Source organism: Pseudomonas sp. HN8-3, from assembly GCF_020790195.1.
In the GTDB taxonomy this organism is placed as follows: domain Bacteria; phylum Pseudomonadota; class Gammaproteobacteria; order Pseudomonadales; family Pseudomonadaceae; genus Aquipseudomonas; species Aquipseudomonas synxantha_A.
In genome coordinates, this window is record NZ_CP086206.1 from 247,303 (window position 1) to 264,317 (window position 17,015).

At 59.4% G+C, this 17,015-nt stretch carries 13 protein-coding genes and 1 pseudogene; 8 read left to right on the forward strand and 6 right to left on the reverse strand.

Features of this window, described 5'->3' with window-relative positions; translation table 11 throughout:
• Positions 1-176: 176 nt before the first annotated feature.
• A complete protein-coding gene (locus tag LJX92_RS01085; protein ID WP_228309213.1) occupies positions 177-1,178 on the forward strand; it encodes an ABC transporter substrate-binding protein in 1,002 nt (333 codons plus the stop codon).
• A 103-nt stretch (positions 1,179-1,281) separates the two neighbouring features.
• Here the strand turns inward: LJX92_RS01085 and LJX92_RS01090 are convergent, their stop codons facing one another.
• The gene (locus LJX92_RS01090) at positions 1,282-2,202 is read right to left on the reverse strand and encodes a LysR family transcriptional regulator (RefSeq protein ID WP_223018016.1); all 921 of its coding nucleotides are present in this window, start codon (positions 2,200-2,202) and stop codon (positions 1,282-1,284) included.
• Positions 2,203-2,384: 182 nt separating this feature from the next.
• Here LJX92_RS01090 and LJX92_RS01095 point away from each other — a divergent pair, with 182 nt between their 5' ends.
• Positions 2,385-3,290 (forward strand): TauD/TfdA dioxygenase family protein, encoded by a 906-nt coding sequence (locus tag LJX92_RS01095; RefSeq protein ID WP_032878449.1) that lies wholly within the window; start codon positions 2,385-2,387, stop codon positions 3,288-3,290.
• A 122-nt stretch (positions 3,291-3,412) separates the two neighbouring features.
• Here LJX92_RS01095 and LJX92_RS01100 read toward each other — a convergent pair whose 3' ends face one another.
• The 3 genes and pseudogenes from LJX92_RS01100 to LJX92_RS01110 form a co-directional block, all read right to left on the reverse strand.
• Positions 3,413-5,020 (reverse strand): alkaline phosphatase family protein, encoded by a 1,608-nt coding sequence (locus LJX92_RS01100; RefSeq protein WP_228309214.1) that lies wholly within the window; start codon positions 5,018-5,020, stop codon positions 3,413-3,415.
• Between the two features lie 296 nt (positions 5,021-5,316).
• A pseudogene (locus LJX92_RS01105) lies at positions 5,317-5,655 on the reverse strand (HIT family protein); the annotation flags it as partial.
• Between the two features lie 11 nt (positions 5,656-5,666).
• Complete coding sequence (locus LJX92_RS01110) at positions 5,667-6,611, reverse strand: LysR family transcriptional regulator (RefSeq protein WP_032878447.1); 945 nt, start codon at positions 6,609-6,611, stop codon at positions 5,667-5,669.
• Positions 6,612-6,766: 155 nt separating this feature from the next.
• Between LJX92_RS01110 and LJX92_RS01115 the strand changes: the two genes are divergently transcribed.
• Positions 6,767-9,082, forward strand: coding sequence for a TonB-dependent receptor (locus tag LJX92_RS01115; protein WP_228309215.1), 2,316 nt, complete (start codon positions 6,767-6,769; stop codon positions 9,080-9,082).
• Here LJX92_RS01115 and LJX92_RS01120 read toward each other — a convergent pair.
• Positions 9,053-10,240 carry a CynX/NimT family MFS transporter gene (locus tag LJX92_RS01120; RefSeq protein ID WP_228309216.1) on the reverse strand — a complete coding sequence of 396 codons (1,188 nt, stop codon included), beginning with the start codon at positions 10,238-10,240 and terminating at the stop codon, positions 9,053-9,055. The genes LJX92_RS01115 and LJX92_RS01120 overlap by 30 nt on opposite strands.
• Positions 10,227-10,688, reverse strand: coding sequence for a nucleoside deaminase (locus LJX92_RS01125; protein WP_228309217.1), 462 nt, complete (start codon positions 10,686-10,688; stop codon positions 10,227-10,229). The genes LJX92_RS01120 and LJX92_RS01125 overlap by 14 nt, the downstream gene beginning before the upstream one ends.
• A gap of 105 nt (positions 10,689-10,793) precedes the next feature.
• Here LJX92_RS01125 and LJX92_RS01130 point away from each other — a divergent pair, with 105 nt between their 5' ends.
• The 5 genes from LJX92_RS01130 to LJX92_RS01150 all read left to right on the forward strand — a co-directional run bounded on the left by LJX92_RS01130 (position 10,794) and on the right by LJX92_RS01150 (position 16,943).
• A complete protein-coding gene (locus LJX92_RS01130) occupies positions 10,794-11,645 on the forward strand; it encodes a LysR family transcriptional regulator (protein WP_228309883.1) in 852 nt (283 codons plus the stop codon).
• A 234-nt stretch (positions 11,646-11,879) separates the two neighbouring features.
• A complete protein-coding gene (locus LJX92_RS01135) occupies positions 11,880-12,683 on the forward strand; it encodes an energy transducer TonB (protein ID WP_103734007.1) in 804 nt (267 codons plus the stop codon).
• A 49-nt stretch (positions 12,684-12,732) separates the two neighbouring features.
• The gene (locus LJX92_RS01140) at positions 12,733-13,455 is read left to right on the forward strand and encodes a MotA/TolQ/ExbB proton channel family protein (RefSeq protein ID WP_103734064.1); all 723 of its coding nucleotides are present in this window, start codon (positions 12,733-12,735) and stop codon (positions 13,453-13,455) included.
• Between the two features lies 1 nt (position 13,456).
• Entirely contained in the window at positions 13,457-13,858 is a 402-nt protein-coding gene (locus tag LJX92_RS01145) for an ExbD/TolR family protein (RefSeq protein ID WP_034125467.1), read from the forward strand.
• A gap of 187 nt (positions 13,859-14,045) precedes the next feature.
• Positions 14,046-16,943 carry a glycosyltransferase family 32 protein gene (locus tag LJX92_RS01150; protein WP_228309218.1) on the forward strand — a complete coding sequence of 966 codons (2,898 nt, stop codon included), beginning with the start codon at positions 14,046-14,048 and terminating at the stop codon, positions 16,941-16,943.
• Positions 16,944-17,015 lie beyond the last annotated feature (72 nt).

Sequence of the window (17,015 nt, forward strand, 5' to 3'; positions counted from 1 at the left end):
CAATGCATTCGAAGAATATTTTCGATGCTGTTCATGCATACCGCTCTGGAGCCTGTGTATTCGCTCGCATAGTCCAAAAAGCTATTAAATTGTGCATTTATAGTATTTAAAGTTTTGTTCGTGCTGTGCCTATTTTTTGCTCCCCAGGCGACCGTCGCCCACCAGGAGCTGCGCTTATGAAACTGCCCTTCAAACGTCTGATCAGCCTGTTCGCCGGTACCGCCCTGGCCGGGCTGGTGCATGCCGCTGACCTCAAGGAAATTCGCATCGCCGTGCCCGACCTCAGTGCCGGCAGCCAGCACAGTGGCGGCGGCATCACCGACGTTTTGCGTGAACAGCAAATCTATGAAAAAGCCTTTGCCGACCAAGGCATCAAGATCCAGTGGAATTACTTCAAGGGCGCGGGCCCTGTGATCAATGAAGCCTTCGCCAACGGCCAGGTGGACCTCGCCTATCTGGGCGACCTGGCGGCAATCATCGGCCGTTCCAATGGCCTGGATACGCGGCTGCTCAGCGCCACCGCACGTGGGGTCAAGCACTACCTCGGTGTGGTGCCGGGTTCAGGCATCAAGACCCTGCAAGACCTCAAGGGTAGGCGCGTGGCGGTGTTTCGCGGCACGGCCAGCCAGTTGTCGTTCGACAGCGCATTGGCCAGCCAGGGCTTGAGTGAGAAGGACCTGAAGGTCATCAACCTGGACTTCAATGCCGCCAGCGCTGCGCTGGCCGCCAAGCAGATTGACGCAACCTGGGGCGGTTCCACTCTCACGGCGTTGCAGGCCAAAGGCTTGGCAGAAATACCGCTGACCACGAAGGACCTGGGCGATGCCGGCAGCATCCAGGCCGTGCTGGTGGGCAGCGCCAAGTTTGTCGACGAACACCCAGATGCTGTGGCCAAGCTGCTCAAGGCCCAGCAGCAAGCAGTGCAGTGGTTGACCGATGACAACAATAAGCAGGCTTACATCGCGCTGGTGTCGGGGTTGGCCAGTTACCCGCCGGTGATCCTGACCAATGATTTGAAAGACCAGAAACTCAGTGAGATTTTCCCCTCGACCCTGGACCCGGTGTTCCTGGGCAAATTGCAGGATGCGGTGGATTTGGCCTCGAAGGAGAAGCTGATTCGCAAGTCGTTTCAGGTGAGCGATTGGGTGGCGCCTGGGTTGGCGGCGGCTGGGCTTTGAGCTTATCGGTGCCTGGGCTATCGCTATCGCAGGCAAGCCAGCTCCCACACTTGAATGTGTTCACCGCTCAATGTGGGAGCTGGCTTGCCCGCGATGAGGCCCTTCAAACCGCCACACTTACCTGCTGACTATCCACCTCCACCAACGTCTCGATCATCGCCTTCGCCGCTGGCGACAACCGCGACCCCGTGCGACTGACAATCCCGCAACGCGCACTCATGGTCTCCATATTCTGCGGCAGGTTGCGCCAGTGCAGCAGCACCAGCGAGCCGCTGGCGATGTCTTCGGCAAAGGCTTCTTCGGTGCCGACGCCGATGGCGTTGGATTGCAGCACAATCTTCACCAGCGCCGGGAAGTGCTCGGTCTGGATGCTCGGGGAAAAATCCATGCGCCCACTCAGGTTCGCCAGCAGTTTGCGAATACCCTGGGAGATCAGCGGCGCGGCCAGCGGATAGTCGAACATATCGTTGGTCGACAGGCTGTCCTTGGCCAGCAATGGGTGCCCGGGGCGGCAGAAAAAGACGCCGCGCTTGGGTGTCAGTGCGCGGGTCTGGAAATTCGGGTCGGCTTCGAACTGGCGGATGTCGGCGATAAAGAATTCAATCTCTTCGCGGCTCAGGCTGCGGCTGAGGGTTTCCCAGTTGTCCACCTGGAAACTTGTGCGGATTTTCGGGTGGGCGTTGATAAATCGCGCCACCGCATCCGGCACCAGTTTCACGGCGGGCGCGGGGCCGCAGCCGAAGCGCAGGTCGCCGGCGTCGAGCTTGGTCATGCGCGTCACTTCACTGCTCAGCAGCGCTGCGCCATGCACCAGGCTCAGGGCATGTTGCAACACCACCTGGCCTTCCGGTGTAGGGCGCAGGTCCTTGTGGCCACGGTCCACCAGCACGCAGCCAAACTCCTGTTCCAGCCCCTGGATGCTGCGGCTGAACGCCGGTTGGGTGATGCCCATGGCGTCCGCCGCACGCACGAAACTGCGGTGTTCGTTGAGGGCGATGAAGTAGCGCAGTTGGCGAAGATCCATATGCTTTCCCGGCATTTTAAAAATAGGTCGAAGGCATTTGCGACCGAGCAAGCTGAGGTTTTAAATGCAAGCTCTTATTCCGTCAACGAAGCATTGATTCATTTGCTAGATCTAAAATGCATATGGATAGAGCGTTGCTGGAAAGCATCTCCACCATCAGCAGGCACATGAGGGTCATCACAATGAGCAACGCCGCATTAGCTGTTCAACCCATCGCCCACGCGCTCGACATCCACCCGGTGGCCGGTCGTATCGGCGCCGAGATCCGTGGCATCAAACTGTCTGGTGACCTGGATGCCGCCACCGTTGAGGCCATCCAGCAGGCACTGGTGCAGTACAAGGTCATCTTCTTCCGCGAACAAACCCATCTCGATGACCAGAGCCAGGAAGCCTTCGCCCACCTGCTTGGTGAGCCGATTGCACACCCTACGGTGCCGGTGCGCGACGGCACGCGCTTTCTGATGGAATTGGATGGCACCCGTGGTCAGCGCGCCAACTCCTGGCACACCGACGTGACTTTCGTCGATGCCTACCCGAAAGCTTCGATCCTGCGTTCGGTGCTGGCGCCAGCGTCCGGCGGCGACACCGTCTGGGCCAATACCGCCGCCGCTTACAACGACCTCAGCGTCGAGCTGCGTGCGTTGGCTGACCACCTATGGGCGGTGCACAGCAACGAATACGACTACGCCGCACGCAAGCCGGATGTGGCGGTGGAGAAGCTGGAGGAATACCGCAAGGTCTTCACTTCGACAGTGTACGAAACCGAACACCCGGTGGTGCGTGTGCACCCGGTCAGCGGTGAGAAAACCCTGCTGCTGGGGCACTTCGTCAAGCGCCTGAAAGGCTATTCCCAGGCGGAGTCGACCCAGCTGTTCAACCTGCTGCAAGGCCACGTCACGCGTCTGGAAAACACCGTACGCTGGCGCTGGAATACCGGTGACGTGGCGATCTGGGATAACCGTGCCACCCAGCATTACGCGGTGGACGACTATGGCACCCAAGAGCGCATCGTGCGCCGGGTCACGCTCAAGGGTGATGTGCCGGTGGGTGTGCAGGGGCAGCGCAGCCAGACCACCAAAGGTCTCTAAACCAGTTGGAGATCAAAATGTGGGAGGGGGCTTGCTCCCGATAGCAGTGGGCCAGTCAAAAATGCTGTGACTGACACTCCGCTATCGGGAGCAAGCCCCCTCCCACATTGGATTTGTGGCGTTTACCAGACCCCAATTTGCACCACTTTTTCCGCCTCCGGCTCACCATAGCGAAACCATTGCCCGCGCACTTCGATCTCGGTGTGGCTGATGGTGGTACGCCGCTTCAACCCACGCAGCCATTCGAACAGATAACCCAAGTGAGTCTCGCGCACCTGGGCATAGGCGGGATCGCTGCCCAGGTCGTGGATTTCCTGCGGGTCGTTTTCCAGGTCGAACAGCTGCGGGCGAAAGCCGTCATAGGCCAGGTACTTCCAGCGTTCGCTGCGCACCATGGTCATGCGGCAACGGTCGATGGGCTGCGCCAGGCGTTCCCGAGCCGGGGCCTGGAAGGCGTAGTCGTATTCGGCAATGGCGTAGTGGCGCCAGGTGGGTTGCTCGCCGTGCAACAGCGGGATCAGCGAGCGGCCTTCGAGGCGATGGTCGGCGGCGGGCAGGCCCAGAGCGTCGAGGAAAGTGGGCAGGGCGTCGATGGTTTCCACCAGGCGTGCGTCCACGCTGTCACGGCTGACATCGGCACTGGCCCGTGGGTCGCGCACGATCAAGGGAACACCCACCGCAGGCTCCAGCAAAAACTCTTTTTCACCGAGGTAATGATCGCCGAGGAAGTCACCATGGTCGCTGGTAAACACGATCAGCGTGTCGTCCCAGCGGCCAGTGCTTTGCATGAAATCAAACAGCCGCCCGAGTTGATCGTCGATCTGTTTGATCAGGCCCATGTACGTGGGAATCACCGTCAGGCGCACTTCATCCCTGGAAAAATTCAGGCTCTCCTGGTGTTGGCGAAACGCCTGGTACACCGGGTGATCGCTGGTGTGTTCAGGTTGAATCGGCGCCTGGATATGCTCGGCGCCATACAGCGCGTGGTACGGCGCCGGGGCAATGTAGGGCCAGTGCGGCTTGATGTACGACAGGTGCAGGCACCATGGCTGCTGCCCCTGCTCGCCGATAAAGTCGATGGCGCGGTCGGTGGTGTAGACGGTCTCCGAATGTTGTTCGGCCACCCGCGCAGGTTTGCCGGCATTGCGCATGTGCCAGCCGCTGAGCACTTCACCGTCTTCACCTTGGGCCGCATTGGCCCAGTCATGCCAGGGGTTGCGACCACCGTAGCCCTGCTCGCGCAGGTAATGGGTGTAAGGCGCGGACTCGCGTTTGTCGTCGAACAGCGGGCTGTCGGGGTAGATGCCGTCGTGGCGCAGGTACGCGTCAAAGCCCACCTCATTCAGCGGCTCGGCCTGGGCGCTGTCGGGGTCGATATGCAGGCGTTGTAACGCCTCCACGTTCGGCGTGGCGTGGGTCTTGCCCACCAGCGCGGTGCGGATGCCGTGGGGGCGCAGGTAGTCGCCAATCGTCAGTTCTTCCAGCGGCAGCGGTACGGCGTTCCACGCCACCTGATGGCTGCTGACGTAACGCCCGGTATAGGCCGACATGCGCGACGGCCCGCAGATCGTGCCCTGGGTGTAAGCACGGCTGAAACGCACACCCGCAGCGGCCAGGCGGTCGATATTCGGCGTGTGCAGATGGGCATGGCCGTAGCACGACAGGTAATCGCGGCGCAGTTGGTCGCACATGATGTAGAGCACGTTGCGCACGGGTTGGGGTTTGGACATGGAGGTTCACCGGACGAAGGACAGGAGCGTTTTTTCGCCGTTCGCAGGGTGTGCTGGCAAGTGCATTTGAGGTCTGGATTTTATGCAGGGAATGCATGGGTGTGGCTGCTGGCGCCATCGCAGGCAAGCCAGCTCCCACAGGGGAATGCATTTCAAATGGGGAAGCCGGCCGCCAGCCGACGCTCATCTACCTGACACTCCGCGATCAAATTGTGGGAGCTGGCTTGCCTGCGATGGCGGCTAGCCAGCCGACACTCATCTACCTGACGCCCCACGATCAGCCTGTGGGAGCGGGCTTACTCGGCGAAGGACCTGATGTGAGCAGCCAGCTCTGCCAGCTCTTTATCGTCTTCCCCGGTCCCGTGCATCGGGAATAATTTGGCGTGCAGATGATCGACGCCGTAACCCTCCAGAATCATGCCCGTTCTAGCCACACCTTTTAGCGCTTCGTCCAAAAGCTGCGCCGTCTTCTTGGCTGCGATGACCAAGTCACACAGCGCGGTGTCCGGTTCGGCAAACGCGTAGCTGCCGTGATGGGTTTTGGGGATAACGACACTGAACCCCGGCGTGTTGGGAAATATGGAGAGAAAGGCTATGTGGGTCTGGTCTTCCCATAGGAGGTGGCGGGCCTCCGTTCACCACTGACTCAGACCGCAATATTTTCCAACGCATAAGCATCCTCGTCCCTCTCATCAATCTCCTTGATCTGCTCAATCATCGCCTCCGCCAACGGCGACAATCGATACCCCGCACGGCTGACAATCCCGTAGCGGGTGTAACGCTCCTCCAGGTTTTCATCCAGGCCATCGATCTTCAAACACACCAGCTCGCCCCGCGCCATGTGCAGCACATCGCTGTTGGCGCTGACGATGCCGATGGCATCCGAGCGCAGCACCACGCCCATCAGGCTATAGCCGTTTTCGCACTCCACATTGGGTTGGTAATCGGGCCGGCCGCTGAGGTCGGCGATGACCTTGCGCAGGTTCGGCGGGCGAATGGTGACCGCCAGCGGATAACTCATCAGTTCATCGGCGCGGATGCTTTCGCGGCCGGCCAGGGGGTGGCCGGCGCGGCAGCAGAAATACCAGCGACGGGCGCGCAGGCGGTGGGTGTGGTAGTCGGGGTTGGCTTCGAAGTGGCGAGTGTCGGCGACGAAGAATTCGAACTCTTCGCTGAGCAGGCGTTTGCCCAGGCTTTGCCAGTCATCCACCTGGAACTGCACGCGGGCCTTGGGGTAGCGCCCGATAAAACTGCCGATGGCGCGCGGGATCAACCCACCTGCCGGGGCCGGGCCGCAGCCGAAGCGCAGCTCGCCGGCTTCCAGGCCGTTGAACTGGCTGATCTCGTTGGCCAATTGCTGGGCGCCGCTGACCAGGCGCCGGGCATGTTCGAGCAGTACCTGACCTTGCTTGGTGGGCGCCAGGTCCTTGCGGCCACGGTCTACCAGCTGGCAGCCGGCGCTGTGTTCAAGGGCCTGGATGCTGCGACTGAACGCCGACTGCGACAGGTTCACGGCCAAGGCTGCCGCGACAAAACTGCGTTGCTCGGCGAGGGCGATGAAGTGGCGAAGCTGGCGCAAATCGATATGCATTTTTCACATCAAAAATATCCGGGAAATGCATTGGCTATGCATTAGGTCGACTCCTTATAAAGGCTATCTCTTATGCAGTAAATGTTCGTAAAAACATAAATAAATAACCTTTAGGAATATCTGGCGACGGATATCTCCGGGTTCTGGAGCCGCTTATGAGTCTGTTCAAGTCCTTGCCGCTGGCGATGCTGGTGGCCGGTAGCAGCAGTTGGTCGCCTTCCCAGGCCGCTGAAACACCCGCGCCTGCCGGCAAGGGCGAAAGCGCCAGTGGCCAACTGGAAACCGTCACCGTGACGGCCCGGCGGCGTACCGAAAGTGCCCAGGCCGTGCCAACGCCCATGAGCGTGGTCGGCGGCCAGGCGCTGGAAACCCAGCGGGTGTACCGCATCCAGGATTTGCAGCAACTGGTGCCCAGCGTCAACGTCGCCTACATGCACGCGCGCCAGTCCAGCGTGTCGATTCGCGGCCTGGGCAACAACCCGGCCAGCGATGGCCTGGAAGGCAGCGTGGGGTTGTACATCGACAACGTCTATCTCGGGCGCCCGGGCATGGCGGTGTTCGACCTGATGGACATCGAGCAGCTTGAAGTACTGCGTGGCCCGCAAGGGACGTTGTTCGGCAAGAACACCACCGCCGGGGTCATCAACATCAGCACCCGCGCACCGAGCTTTACCCCGGAGCGCAGCATCGAAACCTCTCTGGGCGAGGACGGTTACTTCCAGACCAAGGGCACGATTTCCGGCCCGCTCAGCGAGGACCTGGCGGGACGTTTCTCGGCCTATCGCACGCGCAGCGACGGCGACATCAAGAACGAGCACGACGGCCATGAGCTTAACGGCGGTTCGCGCCAGGGCTTTCGCGGGCAACTGTTGTACAAGCCCAACGAGGCGTTCAACCTGCGCTGGATCGGTGATTACAACGAAGAAGATTCCAGCGCCGGCACCCGCGTGTTGTACAGCACCGGGCCGACCATCAATGGCACCAACCTGTATCAATCCCGGGCCAACGCAGCGGGGGCGACCCTGGTGGATGGCACCCATCGCAAGGTCAACCTGGACAACGACCAGCATGTCACCGTGTTCCAGGGTGGTACCTCGCTGGAGGCCAACTGGACGCTGCCAAACGACTTCACCCTGACGTCGGTGAGTGCCTATCGCTGGTGGAATTTCACCCCACGCAATGATGACGGCCTCAACGTACCGGCGTCGTATAACGCCGGGGTTTCGGTGGAAGATAAGCAGTGGTCCCAGGAGTTTCGCTTGGCATCGCCTACCGGCGGCTTCTTCGATTACGTGCTCGGTGCCTATTACTTCGGCTCCGACCTGGACAACAAATCCTTCGCCTATTACGGCCCCAAGGCCGATATCTGGAACGGCACGCCGAACGGCGCTTTGAGCAATGTGAGCAGCGTCGGCAACGGGCATATCCGCACCGACAGTTTTGCCCTGTTCGCCCAAGGCACCTGGCACCTCACCGAGCGCCTGGATTTCACCGCCGGCCTGCGCGGCACCTACGAAGAAAAAAGCGCCTGGGTCACGCGCAATGCGCCGCTGGGCGGTGCTGCGGTGAGCGGTGCGGCGGCCACTGCACGGCGGGGGCGCACCGGGGCGTATGACTCGGGCGACCTGACGCAGTACAGCGCCACCCCTTCGGGGCTGCTCAACCTCAGTTATCACTTCAATGACAACCTGCTGGGCTACGCGACGCTGTCCCATGGCGAGAAGTCTGGTGGGGTCAACCTGGCGGTAGGGTCTGCGCCCACGGCCGGGGCCGACTCGTTACTGATCGGCACCGAGCGCGCCAACAACGCCGAGTTGGGTTTCAAGAGCACGTTGTGGGACCGCCGCCTGCAACTCAACGCCAACCTGTTCTGGACCCAGGTCAACGGCTACCAGACCAACGCCTACGACCAGGACAACCGTGTGCAGTACCTGACCAACGCCGGTTCCGTGCGCTCGCGAGGCGTTGAAGTGGAAAGCACCCTGGTGCCAATCAAGGGCCTGACCCTGAATATCAACGGCTCGTACAACGACGTGAGCTACCTGTCGTACAAAGATGCGCCGTGCCCACCCGAAACCAGCTTGCGCCCTGGTGCTCCGGCGTCCTGCGACCTCACCGGCCATCAAGTGGTGGGCGCGTCCAAATGGATCGCCAACGCCAACGGCGAGTACAAGTGGAACCTGGCCAACGGTTTCGAACCCTATGTCACCGCCAGCTACGCGTTCCGTTCCAAGGCGGTAGGCACGGTGGAAGACTCCGACTATGGGCAGATCCCGGCCTATGCGGTGGTCAACCTGTCCACCGGCCTGCGCGGTGACTATGAGCAGGGGCAGTGGGACGTGTCGCTGTGGCTGAAAAATGCCTTCGACAAAACCTATTACACCACCCTGTGGACCGGCGGTAACGGCGGCTATGAAGGTTTGCTGGGCACGCCGCGCACCCTAGGCGTGACTGGGCGCTACGACTTCTAGGTCGGTGCGATAGGTGGCCGGACTGAACACCCGAGTCACCAGCAGCATCGCCACCACCGTCACGGTCAGCACCACCCAGGCGCTGACAAAAGTGCCGGTGAGTTCGCGCAGCCAACCGGTCAGCCACGGCGAAATCGCATTGATCAAAAAGCCCACGCCTTGCACGAACGCCGCCAGTTGCCCGGCTTGGCGTGGGTCGCGGTGGTGGTCGAGGGTCAGCAGCAGGCTCAGGGCGAAACATGCGCCCAGGCCGAAGCCGATCAGCGCTACCCACAGGTGCGGGAATTGCTGTGGCGCCATCAGCAGGCCGAGGTAGCCGACCGTTTGCGCCAGCAGGCTGATGCTCAGCAACGGGCGCCGATCAATCCCTCGTTGCGCCAGCACCGGCATCAACAGTGCGGCGATCACCTGGAAGATGGTCATGAACGCCAGCAACGAGCCGCTGGGCAACACGCCCCAGCCCAGTTGCTGATAGTAGGCGGGCAGCCACGCGACCATGCTCATGTAGCCACAATTGACCAGGCCGAAATACAGCGCCAGCAGCCAGGCACGCCGGTTGCGCAACCCTTTGAACGCAGGTGCCTGTTGTGGGTTTCGCGCGGCACCCAGCGGCAGCCAGGCCCATAGCAGCAATGCCCCCAGCGCCGGCAATAACCACACCCCCAGGCCTGCCTGCCATTGCTGGAAATGCAGGGCCACCACAGGGCTAAGCAGCGCCGCCAGCCCACCCCCGGCCATCAGCGAGGCCGAATACACGCCCATCGCCACCGGCACGCGGTGATGAAATTCGCGCTTGATCATCGCGGGCACCAGCGCCTGGATCAGCGCCACGCCCGCGCCGCCGAGCAGTGCGGTAACCAACAGCGCCGAAGCCTGGCCCATCAACCAGCGCGCCAGGCACGCCAGCAAAATCATCAACAAGCCCAGGGCGATGCCGCGACGTTCGCCCAAGCGAGCCTCCACGCGCACGCCGACCAGTGCCACCAACCCCATGCAGATCACCGGCAGGCTGGTGAGCAGGGCGCTGCTCTGGAAGCTCAGCCCGGTGGCCTGGCGAATCTCGCCGAGCAACGGGCTGATGGAGCTGAGGATGGGGCGCAGGTTCAGGCCGAGCACCACCAGCAGGCCCCAGCCGGCAAGGGATTTATTCAGGGTCATGCAGAGCTTTCCACTGGTGATACAGCGCAGTCATTGCGCTGTCGGGCAGGTGCTGGATGGGCAGGCGTTGCGCGCCGATGGGCAAGCCGACCTGTTGGCTAATGGCTGCGGTCGAGAGGCCGAACGGCTCGGCCATTTCGTTGCTGGCGGCAAACACCACCCGTTCTACACCGCACAGGTACATGGCGCTCAGGCACATCGGGCAAGGCTGGCCGCTGGCGTAGATTACGCAGCCGTCCAGGCGTGCACCCAGCAGCCGGCTCGCTGCGCGGATCGCCAGCAGCTCGGCGTGGGCGGTAGGGTCCTGGGTCAGGTGGATCTCATTCACGGCTTCCACCAGCACTTCACCGTTGCGCGTCAGCACCGCGCCGAAGGGTCGGCCGCCTTGGGCAACGTTGGCGCGGGCCAAGCCGATAGCGCGTTGCAGGTGTGGTTGATCGTTGGTCATACAAGGCCCCCGGGCGCGATGAAAGGTGAAGTATGGTCAGCCACCGGGGTATGCTGAAATTAAATATAAACATGCCAATCAGTGGCAAACGCAATGGTGATGACGTTGTTCGATCCCGTGTTGTTGCGCAGTTTTGTCGCCGTGGTGGACTGCGGCAATTTCACCCGCGCTGCCGAGCGCCTGCATTTGACCCAGTCCACTGTCAGCCAGCAGATCCGCCGGCTGGAAGACGCAGTGGCTTGTCAGTTACTGGACCGCGACCAGCGCCGCGTGGTGGCTACCGCCGAGGGTGAGCGTCTGCTCGCGTATGCGCGCCGCATTCTCGCACTGCACGAAGAAGCCGCTGACGTGCTGATCAACCAGCAGAGCGACGGTGTGTTGCGCCTTGGCGTGCCGGAGGACTTTGCCGCCGAGCGCCTGATGCCGCTGCTTTCAGCGTTTGTCGTGGCCTATCCACGGGTGCGGCTGGAAGTCACCAGCGGTCTGGGCCCTGAATTGCAGCGCCAGTACCGGGGTGGTGAGTTCGATGTGCTGCTGGTCAAGCAGATGGGCGACAGCGACGACTGTGTGGCGTCGTGGCCGGAGCCCTTGTATTGGGTCGACAGCCTGAGCACCCCAGCGCTGGGCCGCGATCCGCTGCCGCTGGTGGCTTTCCCGGTGGGCGGCTTGTACCGCAACGACATGCTTCACCATCTTGAGCGGGCCGGCTGGCGTTGGCGCATCGGCTACTCCAGCGCCAGCCTGGCCAGCGTGTGTTCAGCGGTGGCGGCAGGCTTGGGCATCAGCCTGTTGCCGGAGCGGGTGTTGCAACCGTGCCATTGCATACTCGGCCCAGAGAGTGGCCTGCCGCCTGTCCATGGTGTGCGATTGGCCCTGTATGGCCGCAGTGGTTTGGGCGCAGCGGGCCAGAGTTTGCTGGGAGAATTGCTGGCGTTGTGCAGTGGAAATCCGCACTGAGCCATACCTTTGCTGAATATTTTGTATGCCTTTAAAGCATTGAAAAACAAGAGTTTGGCGCCAGGCCCCGAGCCACGTGGCTTTGACGACAGCGGCTGTTTCATTTATGCATTTTTGTTCTATATATAACTTTAAAGATTACTTTAAGAGATAAGTGTCTGGCCCCGATGATTCAGCCCTCGACGGGGCTGCACGCTGGCCCGTCGGTTTTTCAAAACCGTAGGGAGTGAATCAATGGGCAATGTCCAGACCGCCGCCAGTGCACCCGAGGCGCAATGGCGCCAGGCACCGAGTGGTGAGTTGGTCGACCTTGGCCGGCCGCATCGCGCGCCGTTGGGGCAATTGCGCCTGCAGAAGACCCCGAAGCGTTTTTCCAGCCGCCGCGAAGGGATTTTGCTCGGGTTGCTGGTGTTGGCGCTGCACGGCGCAGTGATCTATTGGGTGAGCCAGAAACCCACGCCGGTGCTGCCGATTGTGCCGCCGGAAATTCCGCCGATGACCATCGAATTTTCCCAGCCGGCGCCGCCGGTGGTTGAAACGCCACCACCTGTACCGCCACCACCGCCGCCCCCTGTAGTCGAGCCACCGCCGCCGGTGGTGGATGAGTTGGCGGCCAAGCCGGCGCCGCCCAAACCTATTGTGAAACCCAAGCCCAAGCCCGCGCCGAAACCTGAGCCCAAGCCGGCCCCCAAACCCGTCGAGCAGCCGCCTGCGCCACCGACGCCAGCCCCACCTGCTCCGCCCGCGCCCGCGCCGGTGACGCCGGCTTCGGCCAATGCCGCGTACCTGAAAAACCCGGCACCGGAGTACCCGTCACTGGCTCAGCGACGCGGTTGGGAAGGCACGGTGTTGTTAAGGGTGCATGTGCTGGCCAGCGGTAAACCGGGCGAGATTCAGGTGCAGAAAAGCAGCGGGCGCCAGCAGCTCGATGATGCCGCACTGGCCGCCGTAAAGCGCTGGAGCTTCGTACCGGCCAAGCAGGGGGATGTGGCCCAGGACGGCTGGGTCAGCGTACCGATCGACTTCAAGATTCATTAATTATTCGGCCGCGGTGTGCACACGCCGCGACCTGCACAAGAGGGAAAACATCATGGCATTAGCGTCTCCACTTGAATCCATCGAAAGCGCGGTGATCTGGCTGCTGGTGATCTTTTCGGTCGCCACCTGGGGACTGGCGTTGCTCAAGGGCGTGCAGTTCGGTCGCCTCAAGGCTCAGGATCGCAAGTTTCACAAACAGTTCTGGGCGGCATCGAGCCTCGATTCAGCCGCCGAACTCGCCGAAACCCAGCCCGGCGCCGCCGCGCGCGTGGCCCAGGCCGGCTATGCCGCAATCCAGGTGGGCGATACCCCTCACGCTGCGGATCTAAGCCAGGCGATCAATCATCAGGACCGCCTCGAACGCGCCCTGCGCCAGCAAATCGTGCGCGAGCGCCGCTCCCTGGAGACCGGCCTGGCTGTGGTCGCCAGTATCGGCAGCACCTCGCCGTTCATCGGCCTGTTTGGCACCGTGTGGGGCATCATGGAAGCGCTGAAGGGGATCAGCGCCGCCGGGTCCGCCAGCCTGGAAACCGTGGCGGGGCCGATTGGTGCGGCGTTGGTCGCGACCGGTGTGGGGATCGCCGTCGCGGTGCCTGCGGTGCTTGTCTACAACTATTTCCTGCGCCGCCTGAAGCTGACAGCGGCAGACCTGGATGACTTTGCCCACGACTTCTACAGCCTGGCGCAGAAGAACTCATTCCGCGTGCTGTTGCACCCGACACTGACCAAAGCCAGCGCCGCCAGCCCGCAAAAAGTGAAGGAGGCGTCCTGACATGGCCTTCTCCACGCAAGACAGTGATGAGGTGCTGAGCGAGATCAACGTCACGCCGCTGGTGGACGTGATGCTGGTGCTGCTGGTGGTGTTTATCGTCACCGCGCCGTTGTTGACCAACTCGATCCCGATCAACCTGCCCAAGACCCAGGCCGTGGCGCCTGTCGAGCAGAAAGACCCGCTGGTGGTGAGCATCGACGGCGCGGGAAAACTGTTTATCAACAAGGACGAAATCCAGCCGGACCTGCTGGAATTCAACCTGCAGGCGGCCAAGGCCAAGGACCCCGATGTGCGGGTGCAATTGCAGGCTGACGATGGAGTGAACTACGGCGAAGTGGCACGCGCCATGGCGTCGATTGAACGTGCGGGGATTACCAAATTGTCGGTGATTACCGCACGTTAGTTTCATCCGCCGCGACACGTTTTTTAGGCCGTTTCCTTGGCAGGGTGCGGCCTTTTTTTATTTTGTGGTTACAGTGTTTATAGAGGAAAAGAATTTTCACGTATTTGAATATTTCTGGGCGTGCAATTCACAACAGTATGATTACTCTAGTCGGCGCATGGAGAAATTTAACTAATGGAGAAGTTGCATGAACGTACGCTTTCCTATTCATTCGGTAAGTGCATTTGTTAACCCACAATCAACTCCCCCTCAGCTCGAAGAAACCCCCACTGCAAGGATTTATTCGCGGCCTGATAGGCCGGGTGTGCAGCATCCGCTTCCCAAAAAATCATTAAGTCGCGCTGATTATCGAGAGAGTAAAGCGCCAAAGGCCGGGGCGCCGGTGTTGAAACCAAACCCTGAAATAGATGCTTATATCAGCACACACTCTTTTGACTACATTTCTCCCGAGAAAGAAATTTCGACGATACTCTCGGCGAAAATAAAACAACATTGGGGCGTCGACGTTGATCCTGATAAAACGTATCTGGTTACGTTTAAAGATAATGGTAAAGATGATAAAGATGTTGTGGAAAAAATAACGCTGACACAAGCGGCGTTGAAAAACAGACAAGATGTAACGATTGAGGATAATGAGGGCTGGTTTGTAAAGATTGCCAAGTATTTTTCGCCGGCAGTTTATATTTACAATAAAGTTGACGGTTGGGTGCAGGAAGCACACAGTCGACAAGCTATTTACCGAGAGCCGAGTTCCCCAGGTTCTGCGCTGTATAGTGCAGACACTCAAGTGTCCATTCCTGTTGAAGACTTCAAAGCCTTGGTCTGGGATACAGACCGAACCAAACTTTACAAGAACACCCTTGACGGGTTTTGGGACAAGCACAGTAGTTCCTATGCTTCATTGAGTAAAATATCCTTTGTTAAAGCGATCAACCTACAGCGCTTGGAAGGCACGCTTGGCCCAGTCGAGGCGGCACTCGCCCAGAGGGCGTTGGGGCCTGTTGCGCAAAAGCAATGGTCCGAGCTGACGGTTCAGGACTTTTCAGCACCTGCCGTCAAGGATCCGAACCTGGATATCGGGTTGCTGAGCATCAATGGCCTGCAGTCAACCGACTTGATGTGTGTGACCGATCGCAAAACCCAGCTGACCTTGCTTTACATCCCTGGTAACTCCTCGCCGATACATCGTTTCGATAACCCACAGCAAATGAATATCTGGCTGGCCAAGCAAGCCACTGATCCTGTGAAACTTGAATCACTGCTGACGCATTTTTCCCTCAAGGACCAAGCCCAAAAGCTGTTGGCAGACGGTGTGCGTCAATCCTTGGACGGGATGGCACATTGGTCCAATGCGCAAGTATCTGGCAACGGCTTCCTTGCAAGGATCAACGGCTGGGTGCCCGATCGCTTTATCTCGGTTGAGCCTTTGCGCAGAGATCCTTTTGAAGCGGTCAAGGTCCGGCAAAAGGCGCGGTCTTATTCGGATGCAGAAAACGCGATCGTCAGCGATGGTGACTACACCAAGAACAAAGTCTTGCAAGGTGTGGAAGAGGCCACGAAGGTTGCCATGTTCATGACGCCTCTGGCATTGGTCATGCCGGAAGTAGCGATAGGCTTGGATGTTTTTTTCATGGCAGCCGGAGCCACTCAAACAGGTATCGGTATTGATGATGCCGTCAAAGGAAAGGCCACTGGTTCTGACCGGATTGTATTTGGAGTACTGAACGCGATACCGCCCTTGGTCACCCATGCGGGGGCGCCGCTGGCGAAAGCGATGACAGAGAGAATGGCCAACGGGGGCGTTACAGCAGGGGTTGACGCGGCAGCCCAGGCGCCCACTCAAGTGGCTGAACAGGAGCGTCCATTCTTCAATCCCCCACGACGAGTCAATGGGCATATCGGCTACCCAATGGGGCCTACTACGCCTCCCGTTATCCTCGATGAGTTCACGGTCCCCATGGACGACGTGCAGCGAATGTTTTCTCAGGACTACATGGTTTTTGTCGGGCAGTACGGTACTAAAGTCACTTATGACGTTGAGGCACGCCTCTGGCGTGGGCTCAACGAAGATGGTCAAGTGAATGATATATTCTATTGGCGTAATGGCCGAGGAAGATGGTTAGGTGGTACTAAAACCGAAGCGATCGAAGGGAATAAGAACGTACCTCCATCAGTTATAAATAAAACGCTTAAGTTACCACGGTTGCCGTCGCTGCCGTCCGGTACGACAGAAGTGCCCAAAGTCATTCATTATTTTTGGGCTGGCAATGAAATGCCGGAGCATTTAATCCAGAACATTATTGAGAACGCCAGGAAAAGCCCGGGTTACAAGTCTGTCGTTCACGTGGATGCAAACAGCGGGAGTGCGTTTCAGAAAATAAAATCTGCTCTGGATCACAAAGTGGGTGGGCTGGAGGTGCATGATCTGAAAGAGGATGAAGCTTTTCGAGAGCTAACGGCAAGTAAATATGGAGAGATGTATCAGTATTTTAGATCAGGTCAAGGGCAAAATTTAGCGGCTTCATCGGATGTGATGCGCGTTGCACTGATAAAGAAGCACGGTGGAATATACCTGGATACGGATGACACGCTGACCTTCAACGTGGGGGATGTCACGCTGAAAGCCACACCAAGTGATCTATTGATGAACTCGCCCATTACTTATGAGGGAGCGGATTTCAATGGTTTCAATACAAGTAATTTCGCAAGCCATGCGGACAATCCATTATTTGACAAGATTCTGGAGGAGTCATATCAGCGGTTCAAAGCCAACGAGTCGTGGTTTAACAATAATCGTCCGTTTTTAAGAGAAGGTTCGACAGACATAGAACGGCAAGCCTATAAAGAGTACGAGACGAAAATCTTCGAGGTTACCGGGCCGAGAATGTTTGGTGATGTAGAGGCGCAAGAGGAATATGGTTTTTTCCCGTTTGTTGATGACATGACTGAACTTTTGAATGCGCGTCTTCTTTTGCCCGAAGATTTCGGAAAAAAGTACATGGAAGTACGCGATTTCTATATGCCCATGAATCGTAAATTTGGGGTCGATATCGGCTCGGAGCACTCTATGCATCATTCTCGTTGAGTCGGTATAGCGGTAGCGGTCGTTGAGCATTGGGTTATCCAACTCAACATTACCGGCCCCCGATGCCATGGC

Excerpts from the sequence above, each read along its gene's own strand:
- LJX92_RS01150 (WP_228309218.1), top strand. The coding sequence starts at position 14,046 with ATGAACGTACGCTTTCCTATTCATTCGGTAAGTGCATTTGTTAACCCA.
- LJX92_RS01100 (WP_228309214.1), bottom strand. The coding sequence starts at position 5,020 with ATGTCCAAACCCCAACCCGTGCGCAACGTGCTCTACATCATGTGCGAC.
- LJX92_RS01095 (WP_032878449.1), top strand. The coding sequence starts at position 2,385 with ATGAGCAACGCCGCATTAGCTGTTCAACCCATCGCCCACGCGCTCGAC.
- LJX92_RS01115 (WP_228309215.1), top strand. The coding sequence starts at position 6,767 with ATGAGTCTGTTCAAGTCCTTGCCGCTGGCGATGCTGGTGGCCGGTAGC.
- LJX92_RS01110 (WP_032878447.1), bottom strand. The coding sequence starts at position 6,611 with ATGCATATCGATTTGCGCCAGCTTCGCCACTTCATCGCCCTCGCCGAG.
- LJX92_RS01090 (WP_223018016.1), bottom strand. The coding sequence starts at position 2,202 with ATGGATCTTCGCCAACTGCGCTACTTCATCGCCCTCAACGAACACCGC.
- LJX92_RS01145 (WP_034125467.1), top strand. The coding sequence starts at position 13,457 with ATGGCCTTCTCCACGCAAGACAGTGATGAGGTGCTGAGCGAGATCAAC.
- LJX92_RS01085 (WP_228309213.1), top strand. The coding sequence starts at position 177 with ATGAAACTGCCCTTCAAACGTCTGATCAGCCTGTTCGCCGGTACCGCC.
- LJX92_RS01125 (WP_228309217.1), bottom strand. The coding sequence starts at position 10,688 with ATGACCAACGATCAACCACACCTGCAACGCGCTATCGGCTTGGCCCGC.
- LJX92_RS01120 (WP_228309216.1), bottom strand. The coding sequence starts at position 10,240 with ATGACCCTGAATAAATCCCTTGCCGGCTGGGGCCTGCTGGTGGTGCTC.
- LJX92_RS01135 (WP_103734007.1), top strand. The coding sequence starts at position 11,880 with ATGGGCAATGTCCAGACCGCCGCCAGTGCACCCGAGGCGCAATGGCGC.